Consider the following 20,906-nt stretch of genomic DNA (forward strand, 5'->3'; position numbering starts at 1 on the left):
GCAAGCATGACGAACGCACTGCCGGTGACCCTGGACGACGTCCACGACGCCGCGGCCCGGCTCAAGGGCGTCGCCCACCGCACGCCCGTCCTGCGCTCGCGCACCCTGGACGCCCTGGTGGGCGCCGAGGTCCTCGTCAAGTGCGAGAACTTCCAGCGCATCGGCGCGTTCAAGTTCCGTGGCGCGTACAACGCCATCTCGCGGCTGTCGCCCGCGCAGCTGGCCAGGGGCATCGCGGCGTACTCGTCGGGCAACCACGCCCAGGCCGTCGCCCTGGCCGCGCGCGAGCTCGGCAGCAGCGCCGTGATCGTCATGCCCGAGGACACCCCCCGTATCAAGCGGGAGGCCACCGCCGGGTACGGCGCCGAGATCGTCACCTACGACCGCTACACCGGCGACCGCGTGGCCATCGGCGAGGCGCTGGCCGCCGAGCGCGGGCTCACGCTGATCCCCCCGTACGACCACCCCCACGTGATCGCCGGGCAGGGCACCGCCGCGCTGGAGCTGATCGAGGAGGTCGGCGAGCTCGACATGCTGGTGGTGCCGGTCGGCGGTGGCGGGCTGATCGCGGGCAGCGCCACCGCGGCGAAGGGGCTGCTGCCGGGCGTCACCGTGGTGGGCGTCGAGCCGGAGGGCGGTGACGACACCAAGCGGTCGCTGGCGGCGGGGGAGCGGGTGTCCGTCCCGGTGTCGCGGACGATCGCCGACGGGCTGGCGGCGGAGATCCCGGGCGAGCTGACGTTCTCCGTCAACAGGCGGCTGGTGGACGACGTCGTGGTGGTGAGCGACGCCGACATCGTCGCGGCCATGCGGTGGGCGTTCGAACGCATGAAGGTCGTCATGGAGCCGAGCGGCGCCGTCCCGCTGGCCGCGCTGCTGGCCGGGCGGCTGCCGGACGTCCCGCGCCGGATCGGCCTGATCATCTCCGGCGGCAACATCGACGTGCGGCGGTTCGCCGAGCTGTGCGCGTCGTGATCACCTCTGGACGCGGGCGCGCCGCTGGGTGACACTGTGCCCGTGCGTGAACCTGGCGGGCCCGGCATCAACGTCGACGAGCTGATGGCCGTCGACGTCCACACTCATGTAGAGGTCTCCAAGGACGGGCACGGGTCCCTCAGCCCGCACCTGTTCGGCGCGTCCGAGCAGTACTTCGGCTCGCACGAGCGACCCACCATCGCCGAGATGGCGGCCTACTACCGGGCCCGCAGGATGGCCGCGGTGGTGTTCACCGTGGACGCCGAGCACGCCACCGGTCACCCGCGCATCTCCAACCAGGAGATCGCCGAGAGCTGCGCGGAGCACGCCGACGTGCTGATCCCGTTCGCGAGCGTCGACCCGTGGAAGGGGCGGGCGGGCGTCCGCGAGGCCGTCCGGCTGGTGACCGAGCACGGCGTGCGGGGCTTCAAGTTCCACCCCGCCATCCAGGGCTTCTCGCCCGACGACCGGATGGCCTACCCGCTGTACGAGGCCATCGAGGAGCTGGGCGCGATCGCGCTGTTCCACACCGGCCAGACCGGCATCGGCGCGGGCGTGCCAGGCGGGGCCGGCATCCGGCTGAAGTACGGCAACCCGATGCTGGTGGACGACGTCGCCGCCGACTTCCCGAACCTGAAGATCATCCTGGCGCACCCGTCGTTCCCGTGGCAGGACGAGGCCCTCGCGGTCGCCGTCCACAAGCCGACCGTGTACATCGACCTGTCGGGCTGGTCGCCGAAGTACTTCCCGCCGCAGCTCGTCCGGTACGCCAACACCCTGCTCAAGGACAAGGTCCTCTTCGGCTCCGACTACCCGGTGATCTCCCCGGACCGCTGGCTCGCCGACTTCGACCGGCTCGACATCAAGCCCGAGGTCCGTCCCAGGATCCTCAAGGACAACGCCGTCCGCCTCCTCGGCCTCGGTTCTTGACCTGGAGTCCGCTCCAGGTGGCAGGGTTGGGCCCGTCACTACCTGCGGAGGAGATGTGTGATGAGCGTTCGGACTCTGGGCCGGAGCGGGATCAGCGTGAGCGCGATCGGTTTCGGGGCGTGGGCGATCGGCGGCCCGTTCGTCTCCGGAGGCAAGCCGGCGGGCTGGGGCGAGGTGGACGACGACGTGTCGGTGGCGGCCGTGCACCGGGCGCTCGACCTCGGCGTCACGTTCTTCGACACCGCCGACGTGTACGGCGCCGGCCACAGCGAGCGGGTGCTCGCCCGCGCGCTCGCGGGGCGCCGCGACGAGGTGGTCATCGCCACCAAGTTCGGCAACGTCTTCGACCCGGCCACCCGCACCGTCACCGACCGCGACTTCTCGGCGGCCTACGTCCGGCAGGCGTGCCGGGCGTCGCTCGACCGGCTCGGCACCGACCGCATCGACCTCTACCAGCTGCACCTCGGCGACGCGCCGCTGGAGCAGGTCGACGACCTGATCGCCACGCTGGAGGAGCTCGTCGACGAGGGCCTGATCCGCTCGTACGGCTGGAGCACCGACGACCCGGCGCGGGCCGCCGCGTTCGCCAAGGGGCCGCACTGCGCCGCCGTGCAGCACCAGCTCAACGTCCTGAACGACACCCCGGCGATGCTGGCCGCGTGCGACACCCACGACCTCGCCTCGGTCAACCGCGGGCCGCTCGCGATGGGGCTGCTGTCCGGCAAGTACGGCTCCGCCTCGCGGCTGCCGATGGACGACGTACGCGGTGACTCCCCGGCCTGGATGACCTACTTCAAGGACGGCCGGCCCGCGCCCGAGTTCCTCGCCGCGATGGACGCGATCCGCGACATCCTGACCTCAGGCGGGCGCACCCCCGCCCAGGGCGCCCTGGCCTGGCTGCTCGCCCGCAGCGGGCGTACGGTGCCGATCCCCGGCATCAGGACGGTCGAGCAGGCCGAGCAGAACGCCGGCGCGCTCCAGCACGGCCCGCTCGACCAGGCTCAGCTCCGGCAGATCGACGAGCTCCTCGGGCGGGCGGCCGGCTGACCGGTGAGCCCGGCTGACCGGCGCCCGTCACGGGGCGGACGCTCCGGCCTGGAGGCGCAGCACCGCCCAGTTGGCGGCCCACAGCGCCAGCCCGACGAGCAGCAGCACGCCCGCCCTGACGTACACCTCGACGGGACGGCCGGTCAGCGGGCTGGCCAGCACGAGCGCCAGCACCGCGCCGGCCACCGGCACCGCCGTGGGCACCCGGAAGTGCTGGTGCCCGACGCGGTCCTTGCGCAGCACGAGCACCGCCACGTTGACCACCGTGAAGACGCACAGCAACAGGAACGCCGTGGTGTCGCCGAGCCCCCGGATCTCGCCGGTGGAGATCAGCGCGATCGCGAGGGCCGTGGTGAACAGGATGCCGATCACCGGCGTACGGCGGCGGGGGTCGACCCAGCCGAGCCCGCTCGGCACGACCCGTTCGTTGGCCAGGCCGTACACGAGCCGGGACGCCATCATCATGTTGATCAGCGCCGAGTTGGCCACGGCGACGACGGCGATCGCGGCGAAGAGCTGCGGCGGGAAGGTGATGCCGCCCGCCTTCACCACCTCCAGCAGCGGCCCGGACGACTCCTTCAGCACGGCGGTCGGCACGAGGAGCGAGGAGGTGATCGCCACGAGGATGTAGACGGTGCTGGTGATCGCCACGCCGAGGAAGATCGCCCGGGGGAAGTTGCGCGAGGGGTCCTGCGTCTCCTCGGCCATGTTCACGGAGTCCTCGAACCCGACGAACGCGAAGAAGGCCAGCGCCGTGCTGCCGAGCAGGGCGTACATCAGCCCGCCCGCCTCCTCGGCGTGGATCTCGGTCAGCCGGGACGGCTCGCCGCCGCCCGTGAGGACCGCGTACACGCCGATCGCGACGATCAACAGCAGGCCGGAGAGCTCGATCAGGGTGAACACGATGTTGGTCTTGACCGACTCGGAGACGCCCCGGTAGTTCAGCGCCGCGACCGCGAGGATGAACAGGATGCTGACCAGCAGGCCGGGCGTCGTGACGAACTCCCGCAGGTAGTCGCCGCCGATGGCGCGGGCCGCGGCGCTGGCCGAGGTGAGCCCTGAGCACATCACCGTGAACGCCACCATGAAGGTGAAAAAAGGTTTACCGAATGCGCGCTGTGTGTAGAGGGCGGCTCCAGCGGCTTTTGGGTACTTCGTGACGAGTTCGACGTACGACATCGCTGTCAGCACCGCGATGACGAAGGCGAACAGGAACGGCACCCACAGAGCGCCGCCGATCTCGCCCGCCACGGAGCCGGTGAGGGCGTAGACGCCCGTGCCCAGAATGTCGCCGACGATGAAAAGGATGAGGAGCTTGGGGCCGATCGCCCGCTTGAGCGAAACGTTGCCGGCTTCGGGTTCGAGGGGCGCCATGGCCATTCTCGTTCCCCGTGACCGCTTGCCTGACACGGAGTCGTGACCCGCGTGTGGGAGTGCGGAACGCTCACCTGTAAACCCCCCTGAACGCGATATGCATCACAGTTTCGCTACATTTCGGGACAAATCGGTCGAAAACGGGCAAGGCTAGAAGAGTCCGGAACTGAGGGGGACTCAGAACATGTGTGGCATAGCAGGGTGGATCGACTTCCAGCAGGACCTGCGAGGCGCCCGTGACGCAGCTCAGGCGATGACCGACACGATGGCCTGCCGCGGGCCCGACGACCAAGGGCTCTGGACCGGCGCCCACGCCGCGATAGGACACCGCAGACTCGCCATCATCGACCTCTCCGGCGGGCGGCAGCCCATGATCGCCTCCCGCGACGAGACCCAGAAGCCGGCCGTACTCACCTACAGCGGCGAGGTCTACAACTACCGCGAGCTCCGCTCCGAGCTCACGGCCAGGGGCCACCGCTTCCGCACCGAGAGCGACACCGAGGTCGTGGTGCACGCCTACCTCGAATGGGGAGCCGACCTCGCCGAGCACCTGAACGGCATGTTCGCCTTCGCCATCTGGGACGAAAGGACCGAGGAGCTGCTCCTGGTCCGCGACCGCATGGGCATCAAGCCGCTGTACTACTACCCGACGCCGCACGGCGTGCTGTTCGGCTCGGAGCCGAAGGCCATCCTCGCCAACCCGCTCGCCCGGCGGGCGATCGACGGCGACGGGCTGTGCGAGCTGCTCGCGTTCGTCAAGACGCCCGAGCACGGCATCTTCGAGGGCATGTACGAGGTGCGGCCCGGCCAGATCGTCCAGGTCGACCGGGACGGGCTGCGCAAGCGCCGCTACTGGAAGCTGGAGTCGTACGAGCACCCGGACGACGTCGACTCGACCGTCAAGAACGTCCGCGGCCTGCTGGAGGACATCGTCTCCCGCCAGCTCATCAGCGACGTGCCCCTGTGCACCCTGCTGTCGGGCGGGCTCGACTCCAGTGTGGTCACCGCGCTCGCCGCCAAGGACCTGCGCCAGCAGCACCTCGGCACCGTGCGCTCCTTCGCCGTCGACTTCGTCGGGTACGCCGAGAACTTCCACCCCGACCAGCTGCGCTCGACGCCCGACACGCCGTACGTCCACGCGCTCGCCGAGCACGTCGCCTCCGACCACACCGACATCGTGCTGAACTCGGGCGACATGATGGACCCCGCCGTGCGCTCCGAGGTGCTGCGCGCGCGTGACGTGCCGATCGGCATCGGCGACATGGACTCCTCGCTCTACCTGCTGTTCAAGGCGATCCGCCGGCACTCGACGGTAGCACTGTCGGGCGAGTCGGCCGACGAGGTGTTCGGCGGCTACCGGTGGTTCCACGACCCCGAGGTGGTCGCGGCCGACGCCTTCCCGTGGATCGGCCCCGCCGCGATGGGCAACGAACACCTGGGCGCGGACCTGCTGCTCAGGGACGACGTCGCCGAGCGGATCGGCTTCGCCGGCTACCGCGACCGGCGCTACCGCGAGGCGATCGAGGAGGTGCCGAGGCTGGCGGGGGAGACCGGGCTGGAGCGGCGCATGCGGGAGATCAGCTACCTGCACCTCACCCGGTTCGTGCAGGTCCTGCTCGACCGCAAGGACCGCATGAGCATGCGCGTCGGCCTCGAGGTCCGGGTGCCGTTCTGCGACCACCGCCTGGTGGAGTACGTCTTCAACGCGCCGTGGGCGTTCAAGACCTACGACGGGCGGGAGAAGAGCCTGCTGCGCGGGGCCGCCACCGACCTGCTGCCGGATTCCGTCCTGCAGCGCGTCAAGAGCCCGTATCCGGCCACGCAGGACCCCACGTACGACGAGGTGCTGCGTCAGCGGGTCGAGCACCTGCTCCGTGACCCGAACGCGCCCGCCGCCCAGGTGCTCGACTGGGACAAGGCCCGCGCGATGGTGGGGCGGCCCGTCGCCGGACCCTCGCTCAACAGGGCGGCGCTGGAACGGCTGCTGCAGCTGGACGAATGGCTGCGGGAGTACCGCGTGGAGCTCGCGTTCTGATCGCGACCCTCACGATTTCCGGCCCGTTCCGATCGCCCAGACGCCCGGAGCGGGCCGGTACCATGCCCGCCCGGCGTCAGCTCGTGTAGAGCAGCGACAGCGGCTGGGGCGGGTCGGGGTGGGCCAGCCGGGTGGCGGTGCGGCCTATGTAGCGGGACAGTGAGCGGGCCAGGTGGGGCTGGTCGAAGTAGCCGAGCTCGTGGATCACGTCGTGGACCGGCGCCCCGCCGCGGATCAGGACCGCGGCCCGCCTGGCGCGGCCGATCTGCCGGACGGCGCTTCGCGTGAGGCCCGTCACCGCGGCGAAACGCCGCTGCAGGGTGCGCTCTGACACGCCGACCGGCTCGCCCGCGAGCGCCGCCGCCACCACCGGGTCACGCTCCAGGACGTCTTCGTGGACGAGCCGCCGCACGAACTGCTCGGCGTTGTCGTAGTCGGGCAGGCGCCAGCTCGACCCCTTGAGCCGGAACGACCTGCGCGTCGCCCCCGGCAGCTCGGTGGCGGCGTCGACCCGGATCGGCAGGTGCGGCATCGACGTGCCGAGCGCGAACGTGATGCCGAAGAACGTCGTCTCGTCGGGCACGGGCGCCGTGGCCGCCCTCGACTCAGGCCCCTGCACGGTCACGCTCACCTCGCCGGCCCGCCCCCAGAACACGAGGTCCCACGTGGCCGCCGCGACCGCGGTCATCCGGTCGACACCCTGACTGCGGCTGCGCCACACCCGCTCGACGTACGGCGAGTCGGACGCCCGGCTCTCGATCTCCAACGTCACCCGCTCACCTCCTTCGAGGTCAGAGCGTACGACGCGGCTCCGACATTCCTGCTCAGTGGCCCACGCTCTGCCCGCCGTCCACATGGAGGATCTCGCCCGTCACGAACGGCGCCCTCTCCAGGTAGACGACCGCCTGCACGACGTCGGAGATCTCCCCCATGCGGCCGACGGGGTGCAGGGACGCCGCGAACTCGTACGTCTCCGGCGGGTTCATCGGGGTCTTCACGATGCCAGGGGAGACGGCGTTGACGCGGAGCCCGCGACCGGCGTACTCGATGGCGAGGGACCTGGTGGCCGCCTGCAGGCCGCCCTTGGTGAGCGAGGCGAGCACCGAGGGCACGCGGGAGAGCGGGTGGTCGACGAGGCTCGTGGTGATGGTCACGATGTGGCCGTCCCCGTGGGCCAGCAGGTGCGGGACCGCCCGGCGGGTGACGTGGAAGAACCCCCTGACGTTCACGCCCAGGTACGTGTCGAGGTCCTCGTCGGTGTAGTCGGTGAACGGCTTGCTGATGAAGATCCCCGCGTTGTTGACCACGGTGTCGATCCGTCCGTACGCCTCCATCGCGGTGTCCACGACCCGTTCGGCGGTGGCGGGGTCGGCGAGGTCGCCCGGCACGGTGAGCACCTCGGAAAGCTGGTGCCGCGTGATGCCGCGCGCCGTCGCGACGACGGCGTAGCCGAGCTTGCGGTACGCCTCCACGAGCGCCGCCCCGATGCCCTGCGACGCTCCGGTGATGACCGCGACCTTGTCCATGGGTTCGTCCTTACGGGTGCGCTGCCGCGACGAGATGACGCTCCACCTCGCCCTCGCCGCCCACCTGCCCGGCAGCCCCTCGTGAACGCACCACCCGGCAACGGATCCCTTCAGCTGCGGGTCCCGGTTGGGTAGCGGCCCCACCCGCTCGTTGACGCTGCGGTAGATCCCCCGCAGCAACCGCCGAGAGCACCCACTCGGCGCTCAGGAGGGCACCCCACCCCCCGGGAAGCGCCCGGCGCTCTGCAAAAAGTGGAGTAATGTTCTGGAATTGTGGGATCTGAGAGAGAAAAACCGGTCGAGTACCGGCAGGGCCGGTTCCGCACGCCACCAGGGGCCACCGAGATCATGCTGGTCCGGCACGGCGAGTCGCAGCCCGCGCGCCCCGACCGCCCGTTCCCCCTGGTGGACGGCCAGGGCGATCCTGAGCTGGCGCCGGAGGGCCGCGAGCAGGCCGAGCGGGTGGCCCTGCGGTTCGCCGCCGAGCGGGTCGACGCGATCTACGTGAGCTCTTTGCGCCGTACGCACGATACCGCCGCGCCGCTCGCCGCCCGGCTCGGGCTGACCCCCGCGGTCGAGCCCGACCTGCGCGAGGTGCACCTCGGGGAGTGGGAGGGCGGACTGTTCCGGCGCATGGTCGCCGAGGGCCACCCGATCACGAAGCGCATGACGGACGAGGAACGCTGGGACGTGATCCCCGGCGCGGAGCCCGCAGAAGCGTTCTCCGGCCGCGTCCGCGCGGTGCTGGGCAAGCTCACTGCCGCCCACCCCGACCAGCGGATCGTCGTGGTCACCCACGGCGGCTTCATCGCCGAGGCGCTGGCGGCGGCCACGGGCTCACGGCCGTTCGCGTTCCTCGGCGCCGACAACGCGTCGGTGTCACACCTGGTGGTGACCGAGGCCAGGTGGATCCTGCGCCGCTTCAACGACACCGCGCACCTCGACGGGTCCTTCTCCACCGGGGCCGCCCTGCCCACGTGACTGCTCGATCAGCCGGCGGTGCGGCTCGAGCAGGCCCTCCGGCAGGTCGTCCGGGGAGCACCAGCGCGCGTCCAGGATCTCCGTCGGGTCGAGCCGCAGCGTGCCGTCGCCTGCGTACCGGGCGGCGTACGCGACCTCGACGCGCAGCCGGAACCCGCTCCTGAGGTGCACCAGCTCGCCCACGCTCACCTCGAGCCCGGTCTCCTCCCGTACCTCGCGGACGACCGTCTGCTCGAACGTCTCGCCGCGCTTCGCGCCGCCCGTCGGCAGGCCCCACTGCCGGTGCTCGGGCCAGAAGCGGTGCCGCAACAGCAGGACGTTGCCGTCGCGGTCGCGGACGACTCCCGTCACCCCGACCACGAACTTGGCCTGCGACAGGTAGAGCAGCCGCCACTGCACGGGCCCGCGGAGCCCGCGCCAGAGCCGCGCGAGCAGCCTTCTCACCGGCATCCTCCAAGATCGCCTCGTCGCAGCGTACCGCCCCGGACCGTCCCACGAGGTGCCACCGTACGTGGGCGCACCACCGTCCGTCGCGCCACGCCGGGAGACCCGCGCACCTGACCCGCACAAGGCCGGCCTACGCCTGACCGCCCGCGCCGGGGTCCTCGCGCGCTCCCCGCACGCCGTCCCCCGCACGCCCGGCGGCGTGCGAGGGGCGGGCATAGGCTGGAGGTATGTCTGTCCAGCTGAACCACACCATCGTGCATGCCGGAGACAGAGACGAGACCGCCGCGTTCCTGGTCGACGTGCTGGGGCTGGAACCCGCCCCGGTCTACGGACCCTTCCGGGTCGTCACCCTCTCCAACGGCGTCTCGCTGGACGTCGTCCAGGCGGGCGACGCGGTGCCGCCGCAGCACTACGCCTTCCTGGTCGGCGACGAGGAGTTCGACCAGATCTGGGGCCGGATCAAGGAACGCGGCCTGACGTACTGGGCCGATCCGCACCACCAGCGTCCTAATCAGATCAACACCAACGACGGCGGCCGTGGCCTCTACTGGTCCGATCCGAACGGCCACAACCTGGAGATCATCACCGTCCCGTACGGCGGCGGCTGACCCGCCGGTCCGGCCGCGCGCCTGCTCAGGCAGGCGCGGGCCGGTCACTTCCCGTCGAGCGCCAGGTTGAGTTCCAGGACGTTCACCGCCGGCTCGCCCATGAAGCCGAGCGCCCGGCCCGTGGTGTGCGACCGGATGAGGTCGCGCACCTGGTCGAGCGGCATGCCGCGCTCGCGGGCGACGCGCGGCGCCTGGAGGTCGGCGTAGGCGACGGAGATGTCCGGGTCGAGGCCCGACCCACTCGCCGTGACGGCGTCCGCGGGCACCTGGGGCGGTCCCGCGTCGCCCCGGATCGGGACGGTGCGCCCGGCCGCGTAGTCCTCGCCGGGCACGGCGCACTCCACCTCCAGCCCTTTGTACGCGGTGACGAACGGCTTGGCGGGACACGCCTGGTTGACGCTGACCGCGTGGCCGGGGAAGACCTTCAGCACCGCGCCGACCCCGTCCGGAGTGCAGTACGGACGGGCGCCGCTGACGCCCTCCAGCTCGCCGATCGCCTTCGACCTGGCGCACACCCGGGTGAGCAGCGACTGCCGGCCCTCCTCACCGTGCGCGGGCAGGGTGTCCACGACGTCGTCGGGGCCGAGGTTGCTCGCGCCCGTCGACGTCGGGTCGTAGCCGTCGCCGGCGGCGGACGGGCGGGACTGGAAATACTTCCTGATCGGGTTGCCGTCGGCGTCGGTGAACGACTGGCCGATGAGCGCGCTGCCCACCGGCCTGTCGTCCCGGTCGACGATCGAGCCGTTGGCGTGGCCGTTGAACAGCGCCTGGGCCACGCCGGTGGTGACCACCGGGTAGACCAGGCCCAGCAGCACGGTGAGGACGGCCACGGCTCGCAGCGCGGCCAGGTGCCTGCGGAGCAGGCTCGGCAGACGTTTCATCAGGACATCCCAGGAAGGAGGTGGATGAGCAGGTCGATGAGCTTGATGCCGACGAACGGCGCGATGATGCCGCCCAGCCCGTAGACGTACAGGTTGCGTGACAGCAGCTTGGAGGCGCTGGACGGGCGGTAGCGGACGCCGCGCAAAGCCAGAGGGATCAGCACGACGATGACGATCGCGTTGAAGATGACCGCGGACATGACCGCCGACTGCGGGCTGGACAACCGCATGACGTTGAGTGCGTCCAGGCCGGGGTAGACGGCGGCGAACATGGCCGGGATGATCGCGAAGTACTTGGCGACGTCGTTGGCGATGGAGAACGTCGTCAGCGCGCCGCGCGTGATCAGCAACTGCTTGCCGATCTCCACGATCTCGATGAGCTTCGTCGGGTTGGAGTCGAGGTCGACCATGTTGCCGGCCTCCTTGGCGGCCGACGTGCCCGTGTTCATGGCCACGCCGACGTCCGCCTGGGCCAGGGCGGGGGCGTCGTTGGTGCCGTCGCCCGTCATCGCGACCAGGCGGCCGCCTTCCTGCTCCTGCTTGATGAGCGCGAGCTTGTCCTCGGGGGTGGCCTCGGCCAGGAAGTCGTCGACCCCTGCCTCCTCGGCGATGGCGCGGGCGGTCAGCGGATTGTCCCCGGTGATCATGACGGTGCGGATGCCCATGCGGCGCATCTCGTCGAACCGTTCGCGAAGGCCCTGCTTGACGACGTCCTTGAGGTGGATGACGCCGAGGACGCGGCCGCGTTCGGCGACGACGAGCGGGGTGCCGCCGGAGGCGGAGATGCCGTCCACGATCCGGCCGACCTCGTCGGTGGGGTGGCCGCCCTGGTCGCGGACCCACCGCAGGACGGCGGACGCGGCGCCCTTGCGGATCTGGCGTTCTCCCAGGTTCACGCCGGACATGCGGGTCTGGGCGGTGAAGTGCACCCACTCGGCGCCGTGGAGCTCGCGCTCGCGCAGGCCGTGGCGCTCCTTGGCGAACACCACGATCGAGCGGCCCTCGGGCGTCTCGTCGGCCAGGCTCGACAGCTGCGCGGCCTCGGCCAGCTCGGCCTCGCTCACCCCGGCCACCGGGACGAACTCGCCCGCCTGCCGGTTGCCGAGGGTGATCGTGCCGGTCTTGTCCAGCAGCAGCGTGGACACGTCCCCGGCGGCCTCGACCGCGCGGCCGGACATCGCGAGGACGTTGCGCTGCACCAGCCGGTCCATCCCGGCGATGCCGATGGCGGACAGCAGCGCGCCGATCGTCGTCGGGATCAGGCACACGATGAGCGACACGAGCACGATGCCGGTGACGCCGTCGGAGGTCAGCGCGACGGAGTCGGGGACGCCCGGGTTGACCAGCTTGGAGTAGATCGCCAGCGGCTGCATCGTCGCGGTGGCCACGAGGAAGACGATGGTCAGCGCGGCGAGCAGGATGTTCAGCGCGATCTCGTTCGGGGTCCGCTGCCGGTCGGCGCCCTCCACGAGGGCGATCATCCGGTCGATGAAGCTCTCGCCCGGCTTCTGCGTGATCCGTACGATGATCTTGTCGGACAACACCTTCGTGCCACCCGTCACCGCCGAGCGGTCGCCGCCGGACTCGCGGATCACCGGTGCGGACTCGCCGGTGATGGCCGACTCGTCCACCGAGGCGATGCCCTCGACCACGTCGCCGTCACCGGGGACGACCTCGCCGGCCTCGACGACCACGAAGTCGCCCGGCCGCAGCTCGGCCGCGCCCACGACGTCCCCATCGACCGCGTCGCTGCTCCTGAGCCGGCGGGCCGTGGTGTCGCGCTTGGCCGCGCGCAGCGTGGCCGCCTGCGCCTTGCCGCGGCCCTCGGCCACCGCCTCGGCCAGGTTCGCGAAGATCACGGTCAGCCACAGCCACACCACGATCGCCCACGCGAAGAACGACGGGTCGGCGACCGCCAGCACGGTGGTGAACACCGCGCCGACCTCGACGACGAACATCACCGGGTTACGCCACAGCGTGACCGGGTTGAGCTTTCTGAGCGCGTCGGGCAGCGACCTGATGAGCTGCCGGGGATCCAGCAGGCCGCCGCCCACCCGGCCGTTCTTCTTCGGTGCCGGCACCTGGCTCGGCGTCTCGAGCACTTGTGTCGACATCAGGACAGCCCTTCTGCGATGGGGCCGAGCGCGAGCGCCGGCAGGTAGGTGAGCGCGACCAGGACGATCGTCACGCCGACGACCATGCCGACGAACTGCGGCCGGTGCGTGGGCAGCGTGCCCGCCGACGCGGGCACCGGGGACTGGCGGGCCAGGGAACCGGCCAGCGCCAGCACGAGGATGATCGGCAGGAACCGGCCGAACGCCATGCAGAGCCCGAGGGCCACGTCCCACCACGGGGTGTTCACCGTGAGCCCGGCGAACGCCGATCCGTTGTTGTTGGAGGCGCTCGTGAACGCGTACAGCACCTCGGACAGCCCGTGCGGGCCGCTGTTGAGCATGCTCGCGCGCTGCACGGACGAGGCCATCGCCGCGGCGGTGCCGATCAGCACCAGCGCCGGTGTGACGAGGAAGTACATCGAGGCGAGCTTGATCTCCCGCGCGCCGATCTTCTTGCCGAGGTACTCGGGCGTGCGGCCGACCATGAGGCCCGCGACGAACACCGTGATGACGGCCAGGACGAGCATGCCGTACAGGCCCGCGCCCACGCCGCCCGGCGCGACCTCGCCGAGCATCATGTCGACCATCGTCATCATGCCGCCGAACGGCGTGTAGGAGTCGTGGAAGGAGTTGACCGCGCCGGTCGAGGTCAGCGTGGTGACCGCGCCGAACGTGGCCGAGTTCGAGACCCCGAAGCGGACCTCCTTGCCCTCCATCGCCGCCCCCACCGCCTGCGGGACGGTCGCGTGGGCCGACAGCTCGAACGCGTTGGTCAGCAGCACACCGGCCAGCGCCAGCACGCCCATCACCGCGAGGATCGCGTAGCCCTGGCGGACCTGACCGACCATCCGGCCGAACGTGCGCGGCAGCGCGAACGGGATCAGCAGGATGAGGAACAGCTCCACCCAGTTGGTCCAGCTCGTGGCGTTCTCGAACGGGTGGGCGGAGTTGGCGTTGTAGAAGCCGCCGCCGTTGGTGCCGAGCTCCTTGATCGCCTCCTGCGAGGCGACCGGGCCGCCGGTGATCGCCTGGTGGCCGCCGGCGAGCGTGGCGATGTCGTGCGGCGCGGCGAAGTTCTGGATCACTCCGGCGGCCACCAGCACCACCGCTCCGACGAAGGCGATCGGCAGCAGGATGCGTACGCAGCCGCGTACGAGGTCCACCCAGAAGTTGCCCAGGTGTTCGGTGCGGCTGCGGGCGAAGCCGCGCACCAGCGCGACCGCGACCGCCATGCCGACCGCGGCCGACACGAAGTTCTGCACCGCCAGCGCGCCCATCTGGGTCAGGTGGCCCATGGTGGACTCGCCGGAGTAGGACTGCCAGTTGGTGTTGGTGACGAAGCTGATCGCGGTGTTCCACGCGATGTGGTCGGTCACCGGGGCCATCCCCACCGACAGCGGCAGCTTGTCCTGCAGTCGCTGGATGCCGTACACGGCTAGGACCGAGACCAGCGAGAACGCCAGCAGGCCGCGGGCGTAGACGCCCCAGCTCTGCTCGGTGTCGGGGCGGATGCCGAGCAGCCGGTAGATCCACCGCTCGACGGCGGTGTGCCTGGGCGTCGTGTAGACGCGGTGCATGTAGTCGCCCAGCGGTTTGTGGACCAGGGCGAGCGCGAGGACGAGGGAGACGATGAAGATCATCCCTGCGGCGGTCGTGCTCATCAGAACCGCTCCGGGAACAGCAGGGCCACGACCGTGAAGATCACGAGAGCGACGATGACCACGAGGCCGGTGGCATTGACCGCGTTCACAGTCGTTCCACCGCCTTCACCACCAGCCCGAAGACCACGAAGATCGCGATCGTCAGGGCGACGAAGACGACGTCGGCCATCCCCACTCCTTTGCAGCACGATGGTGGGCCGCACCGGATCGGGCGGCCTCTCAACGGCCAGCAAACCGCGACTTTGGTGGGTATTTAGCTTTTTTGACGGCATTCCTACGGCGATTCCGTTTTTCTTGACGGGCTCCCTACGGGGTGGGACGTTCCTCGCGGGAAGCCGGACGGGTCATGGCCTGGATTGGGTGGACGATAGGGACGAAGCAATCAATCAGGAGCTTTTTCATGTCCCTTGGGAGTACGCCCACTTCTGATATCGGTGACCGGATGCCCGGCACCTCGCCGCGAGTGGCCCGCGACGGCGGGTCGCGCGTCTCATGAGGGCCGCGGGCGAGTGGTTCTGGGCGGCGCGCGGGCACCGGCCGCCCGGACTCGCGGTCCTCGTGGCGCTCGTCGCCGCCGCCGTCGCCGGGCTGCTGACCGCCGGCTCGCTGATGCGGGACGCGGACGCCTACCGGGCCGGCCACCGGCAGGTCGCCGCGCACCTCGCCGGGGAGCGCGCCGGCACGTACCACCTCACCTGGGACGACGGGCGCTCCGGCGCCTGGACCCGGGAGCCGCCGGAGCGGGTCTCCGGCTCGACCGCGGTGATCTGGCTCGACAGCAGGAACCGTCCCGCGCCGCCGCCGCCCGGCGCGGCGGGGATCGTCCTCGGCGCCCTGCTCGCCGCCGTCGCCGCGGGGGCGGCCGGCTGGCTGGTCGTGCGGGTCGTGCTGCCGTGGTGGGGCGCCCGCCGAGCCTGCCGGCGGCTCGACCGGGAATGGCGCGACCTCGACGGGTCCCCGTAGCCGGGCTCGAAAGAGCAGGAGTTTCGCGGGAAATCGTCCGGCGTCAATGTCCCGTCAGTATTCCGGGGCCACGCGTCCGGAACGCGTAGCGATCGAGGAATTCCCGGTTTCCCGGCTTTAGCGTCGGCCTGTACTGCTCTTCCCCAGGAGGAAAAGATGTCAGAGCCCCGTTGGTGCGTGCCGGTCAAGTCGAGCGGTCGCGTCCTGAGCCTTCGGCTGTTCCGCACGCCCGCGGGCAGGCGGACGGCGGTCGCGTTCAGCTCGCCGCTCAAGCTGGCCAAGGTGCTGGGAACGGACCAGAGATGGGTGCTGCTCACCGCTCCCGCGCTGCGCGACATGCTCGCCGAGCTGGGCGTCACCGGCATCGTCGTCGACCCCGCGGGCACGATGTCCAGCCGCGCGGCGGCGGTGGCCTGATGTGCGTCCTGCAGCAGGAACAGGCGAGGCAGGAGCCGCCCCTGGCGCTCGCCCCCGTCACAGCAGCCACACGAAGGCGGCGGAAAACCACGCGTGAACACCGGGAACGCGGCGGCCCAGCGACCGGTCAGAAGAAATTCAAGGGCGAGGAATTTGGCGCCGGAAAAGGTGAGCGGTCCGGCTCCAGGGCATAGGGCCACGTGCACGGCAATTCCCGGATCGCATCCAGGAGGAAGTCATGTACGGATACCTGCCAGTCGAGGCTTACCGGCCGGCCCCACGCACGGGCGTACGTCGCTGGTACGAGGCGATCCTGCTCGGTGAGCGGGGCTGAGAAAAGGGATTGCTGCGGCCGGGACTTTCGGCCGCAGCACATCCATGGAACCGTCGGAAAGGCCTTTCTCCATGGTGCGACCCCGTTATCCACAGGCCTGGCGCAATGGCACGGTCGACATTCTGTGCGGTTTCTCGGTTCCTGACCCCTACCGCTGGCTGGAGGCCTCCGACGACCCGCGCGTACGGGTCTGGGCGGCCCAGCAGGACGCCCTGTTCGCGGCGCATCGCGGCGTATGGCCCGAGGCCGAGGGCTGGAGGTCGATGATCGAGGAGCTGTCGGCGTTCGGCGTGTCGGACCCGCCGCTGGTGCGGGGATCGCTGATGTTCGTCAACGAGCAGCTGCGTGACGACGAGCAACGCCGGCTCGTCGTGGTCGCCGCCGACGGCACGGACCGGCGCGTGCTGGTCGACCCCGTGGCGATCGACCCGTCGGGCCGCACGCGGCTGCACGCGTGGTGGCCGTCGCGGGAGGGCCGGCGGGTGGCGGTCCAGCTGGAGGTCGCGGAACGGCCCGCCGACGAGATCGTGGTGCTGGACGTCCGCACCGGCGAGACGGTGGACGGCCCGCTGCGCCGCGCGCGCAACACCTCGCTCGCCTGGCTCCCCGGCGAGGACGCGTTCTACTACGTCAGCCGGGTGCCCGACGACGAGCTCGCCCCGGGCGACCAGCGGCTGCACCGGCGCGTCCGCCTGCACCGGATCGGGACGCCGCCCGAGGCCGACCCCGTCGTGTTCGGCGGGCCCGACGCCCCCGACTGCTACTACGGGCTCGCCGCGAGCCCGGACGGGCGCCACGTCGCGATCACGGTCGCCGACGGCCCCGTCCCGTACAACGACGTGTGGATCGCCGACCCGGCCGAGCCGGCGAACCCCCGCCTCGTACGGACCGTCGACGGGCTCGCCACGCGCGCCCGCGTCCTGCCGCGCTTCCTGCCGGACGGCGGCCTGCTGCTGGTCACCGACCACGAGGCTCCGTGCGGGAGGATCTGTACGACGCCCGCGTTCGACGCCGACCCGTCCCAGTGGCGGACGCTCGTGCCGGAGGACACCGATGCGCCCCTCGACGAGTGCGTCGTCCTCGACGACCCGGCGCTGCCGAGCCCCGTCCTGGTGGTGGCCCGCGCCCGCCACGGCGTCTCGACGCTGACGGTGCACGACCTCGACAGCGGCCTGCCGCTCACCACGGTGCCGCTGCCCGGCGCCGGCGTGGCCACGTCCCTGCAGACGGGGTTCCCGTACGGACGCCACCTGTGGTTCGGCTACTGCGACGCCGCCACCCCCTCGACCGTCCACCGGTACGACCCCGCCACGGGCGAGACCGTCGCCGAGGCCCGCTGCGCCGCGAGCCGTCCGGCGCCGGCGATCCGCAGCCGTACCGTCCGTTACCCGGCGGCCGACGGCACCGAGATCACCATGTTCCTCTTCATGCCGTCGGACGACCGCGACGGCCCCCGCCCCACCCTGCTGTACGGCTACGGCAGTTTCGGGCTGACGATGCGCCCGCTGTTCTCGCCGATGGCCGCCGCATGGGTGCACGCCGGCGGCATCCACGCGGTCGCCTGCGTACGCGGCGGCGGCGAGGAGGGCCAGCACTGGCACGACGCCGGTCGCGGGCCGAACAAGCACCGGGCGATCAGCGACTTCAACGACGCCGCCGACTGGCTCGTCCGTACCGGGCTCACCACGCCAGGGCAGCTCGCGAGCTACGGCATGTCGGGCGGCGGGCTGCTGGTGACCTCCGCCGCCATGCAGCGCCCTGACCTGTACGCCGCCGTCATCGCCGACGGCCCGCTCTGCGACATGGTCCGCTACGAACGGTTCGGCCTCGGCGGCACCTGGACCGAGGAGTTCGGCACCGCCGCCGACCCAGAACAGTTGCGGTGGCTGCTCGACTACAGCCCGTACCACCGGGTCACCCCGGGCACGGCCTATCCCGCCTTCCTGCTCGCGGGCGCGGTCACCGACCTGCTGACCGGCGAGGCCCACGTGGCCAAGATGTGCGCGGCCCTCCAGCACGCCACCAGCAGCGACCGGCCCGTCCTCATGCGCCGCGAGCCCGACGGCGCCCACGCGGGGTCGTGCGCGAGCAAGGAGCGCGCCCTGGCCGCCGACCTCCTCGCCTTCGCCGGGACGCACACCGGCCTGGCCCCCGTACGACAGGAAGAGGCACGACCTCCCGTGACGGAGGGGAGCACGCCATGCTGACCAGGATGACGGACGTCCTCGACACGTCGTCGGCGCGGTGCCTGACCGTCGAGGCGCACAGGTGCCGCGGCGGGGCCGCCGAGGTGGACAAGTCCTCCGAGGAGGCCGGCCCGTCCGACACCCGGTACCGCGCCATGTACGCGACGGGGGAGGTGCTCGGACAGCTGCACCGGAGCGACTCGATGATCGCGGCGGTGAGCCGCGCCGCCGGCGTCGTGGTGGAGCCCAGCGTGGCGACCTACATCTACTACCGCAAGGGCGACTTCATCGCGCTGCACCGCGACCAGGAGATCTGCAAGACCGTCCTGCTGGTGTGGCTGGCGGGGCCGGGCGGGCCGCTGCACGTCCACCCCGACCTGAGCCACCTCGACCCTGACCAGCTGTCGCGGGTGTCGCGCGAGGCGGGCGGCCATCCGGCGAACGGCGCGCGACACCTGCTGCAGGAGGGCCCGCTGCTCATGACCGGCTCGGTCGTCCCGCACCACCGGCCGCCGCACGACGGCGACGAGGAGCTCGTCATGGCGTCGTTCTGCTTCGACCACCGGCCTGCCTAGCGGCGCGGGTCGATGTGGATCTTCGGGCCGGGCCCGGCGCCCCGCGGGCGCCTACCGGCCAGGGCGTCGACGGTGCCGGACAGGCCGACCGTGGCCGCGACGAGCGGGCGGGCGTCCACCGAGCCGTCGGCGTAGGCGGCGATGGCGCCCGGCAGGCCGGCCGAACCGCCCAGGATGCCGACGGCGGTGACGTCCTTGAGCACCATGTCGCGGGTGTCGACCGTGGACGGGACGCCGGCCAGGCCGATGCAGACGACCCGCCGGGCGGGTTCCACGAGCTCCAGCGCGAGCCCGGGCAGTCCGGCCGCGTTCGAGGCGTCCACGACGGCGTGCCACGGCACCGGCGGCAGGGCCGCCCGCGTCCAGACCTGATCGAAGCCGAGCTCGCGCGCCACCCGCAGGGCCGCCTCGTCACGCGCCATCAGGTGCACCTCGGCACCGGCCGCGCGTGCGAACAGGGCCGTGAGCAGGCCGATCGTGCCGGTCCCGAGGACCAGCAGCCGCTCACCCGGCTCCAGGCCCGCCGCGTGCACGGCGCGCAGGGCGTTGCCGCCCGGCTCGGCCAGCGCGCCGAGTGCCGGATCGACCGCGTCCGGCAGCGCGTGCAGCGCCGCGAAGGGGACGGCCAGCTGTTCGGCCAGCGCGCCGGCCCGGCCCCGGCTGATGCCGATCTCCGCCAGGTCCGCGCACACGTGGTGGCGGCCGGTCAGGCAACGGCCGCAGCGACCGCAGCCGAGCATCGTGTCGCCGGTGACCCGCCGGCCCAGCCAGGACGGATCGACGCCGTCGCCCGTCGCCGCGACCCGCCCGCACCATTCGTGGCCCGGCCGTAACGGGTAGCGGGCCCGACCGGTGCGCAGGTAGCTCATCTCGCCGGTGAACAGCTCGACGTCCGTGCCGCAGACGCCGACCCGTTCCACGTCCACCACGACCTCGCCGGGCGCGGCGACCGGCGGCGCGACCTCCTGGACCTCGGCCAGTCCAGGGCCGGTCAGGACCAGCGCGCGCACTACCGGGGTCCGACGACCCGCTGGCGTTGCGTGCCCAGCCCGTCGATGCCGAGCTCCATGACGTCGCCGGGCTGCAGCCACACCTGCGGCCTGAGCCCCATGCCGACGCCGGGCGGGGTGCCGGTGTTGATGAGGTCGCCCGGCTCCAGCACCATGAACTGGCTCAGGTGGTGCACGATGACGTACGGATCGAAGATCATCGTCTTGGTGTTGCCGGTCTGGCGGCGCACGCCGTTCACGTCCAGCCACATGTCGAGGTCGTTGACGTCGGCGATCTCGTCGGGCGTGACCAGCCACGGCCCGGCCGGGTTGAACGTCTCGGCCGACTTGCCCTTGCTCCACTGGCCGCCGCGCTCCATCTGGAAGGCGCGCTCGCTGACGTCGTTGACCACCAGGTACCCGGCGATGGCGGCGCGGGCCTCGTCCACCGAGTCCAGGTACGCGGTGCGCCGGCCGATCACGATGCCGAGCTCCACCTCCCAGTCGGTCTTCGTGGCGCCGCGCGGGATGCGCACGTCGTCGTTCGGTCCGACGAGGGTGTTGGGCGACTTGGTGAACAGGATCGGCTCGTCCGGCACCGCCTGGCCGGTCTCGGCGGCGTGGTCGCTGTAGTTGAGCCCGATGCACAGGATCTGGTGCGGCCGGGCGATGGGCGCGCCGATCCGTTCGTCGCCGAACTCCCGTACGTCGCCTTGGCGGATCCGGTCGGCGAGCAGGGCGACCCCGCCCGAGCCGAAGAAGCGCTCGTCGAAGTCGGGGGTGACGTCGGAGACGTCGATGTAGTGGGTGTCGTCGACGCGGACGACCGGCTTCTCGGCGCCGGGCGCGCCGATGCGCATGAG

The 20,906-nt window shown here is 71.4% G+C and carries 20 protein-coding genes; 10 read left to right on the forward strand and 10 right to left on the reverse strand.

The genetic code is table 11. The features are described 5' to 3' along the window. The first annotated feature begins 6 nt into the window (after nucleotides 1–6). Genes BLR04_RS10880 through BLR04_RS10890 form a run of 3 tightly spaced genes read left to right on the forward strand, consistent with a single transcriptional unit; the run spans nucleotide 7 to nucleotide 2,952 of the window. Nucleotides 7–975 carry a threo-3-hydroxy-L-aspartate ammonia-lyase gene (locus BLR04_RS10880; RefSeq protein WP_090762383.1) on the forward strand — a complete coding sequence of 323 codons (969 nt, stop codon included), beginning with the start codon at nucleotides 7–9 and terminating at the stop codon, nucleotides 973–975. Nucleotides 976–1,017: 42 nt separating this feature from the next. After that, a complete protein-coding gene (locus BLR04_RS10885) occupies nucleotides 1,018–1,905 on the forward strand; it encodes an amidohydrolase family protein (protein WP_281191382.1) in 888 nt (295 codons plus the stop codon). Nucleotides 1,906–1,965: 60 nt separating this feature from the next. Next, a complete protein-coding gene (locus BLR04_RS10890) occupies nucleotides 1,966–2,952 on the forward strand; it encodes an aldo/keto reductase (RefSeq protein ID WP_090762385.1) in 987 nt (328 codons plus the stop codon). A gap of 27 nt (nucleotides 2,953–2,979) precedes the next feature. Here BLR04_RS10890 and BLR04_RS10895 read toward each other — a convergent pair whose 3' ends face one another. After that, nucleotides 2,980–4,326, reverse strand: a complete 1,347-nt coding sequence (locus BLR04_RS10895) for an APC family permease (RefSeq protein ID WP_218128820.1) — start codon at nucleotides 4,324–4,326, stop codon at nucleotides 2,980–2,982. 184 nt (nucleotides 4,327–4,510) lie between these two features. Between BLR04_RS10895 and asnB the strand changes: the two genes are divergently transcribed. Continuing rightward, a complete protein-coding gene (asnB, locus tag BLR04_RS10900) occupies nucleotides 4,511–6,361 on the forward strand; it encodes an asparagine synthase (glutamine-hydrolyzing) (RefSeq protein ID WP_090762389.1) in 1,851 nt (616 codons plus the stop codon). A gap of 76 nt (nucleotides 6,362–6,437) precedes the next feature. Here asnB and BLR04_RS10905 read toward each other — a convergent pair whose 3' ends face one another. Together BLR04_RS10905 and BLR04_RS10910 are read right to left on the reverse strand one after the other, a co-directional pair. Then, nucleotides 6,438–7,133, reverse strand: coding sequence for a helix-turn-helix domain-containing protein (locus BLR04_RS10905; protein WP_176903027.1), 696 nt, complete (start codon nucleotides 7,131–7,133; stop codon nucleotides 6,438–6,440). A gap of 52 nt (nucleotides 7,134–7,185) precedes the next feature. Then, nucleotides 7,186–7,887, reverse strand: coding sequence for an SDR family NAD(P)-dependent oxidoreductase (locus BLR04_RS10910; RefSeq protein ID WP_090762393.1), 702 nt, complete (start codon nucleotides 7,885–7,887; stop codon nucleotides 7,186–7,188). Between the two features lie 273 nt (nucleotides 7,888–8,160). Here BLR04_RS10910 and BLR04_RS10915 point away from each other — a divergent pair, with 273 nt between their 5' ends. After that, complete coding sequence (locus BLR04_RS10915) at nucleotides 8,161–8,868, forward strand: histidine phosphatase family protein (RefSeq protein WP_245740174.1); 708 nt, start codon at nucleotides 8,161–8,163, stop codon at nucleotides 8,866–8,868. Here the strand turns inward: BLR04_RS10915 and BLR04_RS10920 are convergent. After that, nucleotides 8,767–9,312 (reverse strand): NUDIX hydrolase, encoded by a 546-nt coding sequence (locus tag BLR04_RS10920; RefSeq protein ID WP_090762956.1) that lies wholly within the window; start codon nucleotides 9,310–9,312, stop codon nucleotides 8,767–8,769. The two genes, BLR04_RS10915 and BLR04_RS10920, sit on opposite strands and share 102 nt — an antisense overlap. Nucleotides 9,313–9,542: 230 nt before the next feature. On the opposite strand from BLR04_RS10920, the gene BLR04_RS10925 reads away from it, so the two are divergent. Further along, nucleotides 9,543–9,923 (forward strand): VOC family protein, encoded by a 381-nt coding sequence (locus BLR04_RS10925; protein WP_090762397.1) that lies wholly within the window; start codon nucleotides 9,543–9,545, stop codon nucleotides 9,921–9,923. A gap of 44 nt (nucleotides 9,924–9,967) precedes the next feature. On the opposite strand, the gene BLR04_RS10930 is transcribed toward BLR04_RS10925, so the two are convergent. From BLR04_RS10930 to kdpF, 4 genes are read right to left on the reverse strand one after another with little or no spacing between them, the layout of a single operon-like run. Beyond that, nucleotides 9,968–10,804 (reverse strand): potassium-transporting ATPase subunit C, encoded by an 837-nt coding sequence (locus BLR04_RS10930; protein ID WP_090762399.1) that lies wholly within the window; start codon nucleotides 10,802–10,804, stop codon nucleotides 9,968–9,970. Beyond that, the gene (gene kdpB / locus BLR04_RS10935; protein WP_090762401.1) at nucleotides 10,804–12,918 is read right to left on the reverse strand and encodes a potassium-transporting ATPase subunit KdpB; all 2,115 of its coding nucleotides are present in this window, start codon (nucleotides 12,916–12,918) and stop codon (nucleotides 10,804–10,806) included. The genes BLR04_RS10930 and kdpB overlap by 1 nt, the downstream gene beginning before the upstream one ends. Then, entirely contained in the window at nucleotides 12,918–14,579 is a 1,662-nt protein-coding gene (gene kdpA / locus BLR04_RS10940) for a potassium-transporting ATPase subunit KdpA (RefSeq protein ID WP_090762403.1), read from the reverse strand. Before kdpA ends, kdpB begins: the two co-directional genes overlap by 1 nt. After that, nucleotides 14,579–14,668 (reverse strand): K(+)-transporting ATPase subunit F, encoded by a 90-nt coding sequence (gene kdpF / locus BLR04_RS10945; RefSeq protein WP_090762405.1) that lies wholly within the window; start codon nucleotides 14,666–14,668, stop codon nucleotides 14,579–14,581. The genes kdpA and kdpF overlap by 1 nt, the downstream gene beginning before the upstream one ends. A gap of 403 nt (nucleotides 14,669–15,071) precedes the next feature. Between kdpF and BLR04_RS10950 the strand changes: the two genes are divergently transcribed. The 4 genes from BLR04_RS10950 (at nucleotide 15,072) to BLR04_RS10965 (ending at nucleotide 19,054) form a co-directional block, all read left to right on the forward strand. Further along, complete coding sequence (locus tag BLR04_RS10950) at nucleotides 15,072–15,542, forward strand: hypothetical protein (RefSeq protein ID WP_090762407.1); 471 nt, start codon at nucleotides 15,072–15,074, stop codon at nucleotides 15,540–15,542. Between the two features lie 156 nt (nucleotides 15,543–15,698). Beyond that, complete coding sequence (locus BLR04_RS10955) at nucleotides 15,699–15,959, forward strand: SAV_915 family protein (protein WP_143022009.1); 261 nt, start codon at nucleotides 15,699–15,701, stop codon at nucleotides 15,957–15,959. A gap of 405 nt (nucleotides 15,960–16,364) precedes the next feature. Continuing rightward, a complete protein-coding gene (locus BLR04_RS10960) occupies nucleotides 16,365–18,500 on the forward strand; it encodes a prolyl oligopeptidase family serine peptidase (RefSeq protein ID WP_176903028.1) in 2,136 nt (711 codons plus the stop codon). Further along, the gene (locus BLR04_RS10965) at nucleotides 18,494–19,054 is read left to right on the forward strand and encodes a hypothetical protein (RefSeq protein ID WP_090762413.1); all 561 of its coding nucleotides are present in this window, start codon (nucleotides 18,494–18,496) and stop codon (nucleotides 19,052–19,054) included. The genes BLR04_RS10960 and BLR04_RS10965 overlap by 7 nt, the downstream gene beginning before the upstream one ends. Here the strand turns inward: BLR04_RS10965 and BLR04_RS10970 are convergent. Together BLR04_RS10970 and BLR04_RS10975 are read right to left on the reverse strand one after the other, a co-directional pair. Next, nucleotides 19,051–20,064: a zinc-dependent alcohol dehydrogenase gene (locus BLR04_RS10970; RefSeq protein WP_090762416.1), complete on the reverse strand. Its 1,014-nt coding sequence runs from the start codon at nucleotides 20,062–20,064 to the stop codon at nucleotides 19,051–19,053. The two genes, BLR04_RS10965 and BLR04_RS10970, sit on opposite strands and share 4 nt — an antisense overlap. Then, nucleotides 20,064–20,903 carry a fumarylacetoacetate hydrolase family protein gene (locus BLR04_RS10975; protein WP_425413435.1) on the reverse strand — a complete coding sequence of 280 codons (840 nt, stop codon included), beginning with the start codon at nucleotides 20,901–20,903 and terminating at the stop codon, nucleotides 20,064–20,066. The genes BLR04_RS10970 and BLR04_RS10975 overlap by 1 nt, the downstream gene beginning before the upstream one ends. Nucleotides 20,904–20,906 lie beyond the last annotated feature (3 nt).

It is taken from the genome of Nonomuraea maritima (assembly GCF_900100395.1).
In the GTDB taxonomy this organism is placed as follows: domain Bacteria; phylum Actinomycetota; class Actinomycetes; order Streptosporangiales; family Streptosporangiaceae; genus Nonomuraea; species Nonomuraea maritima.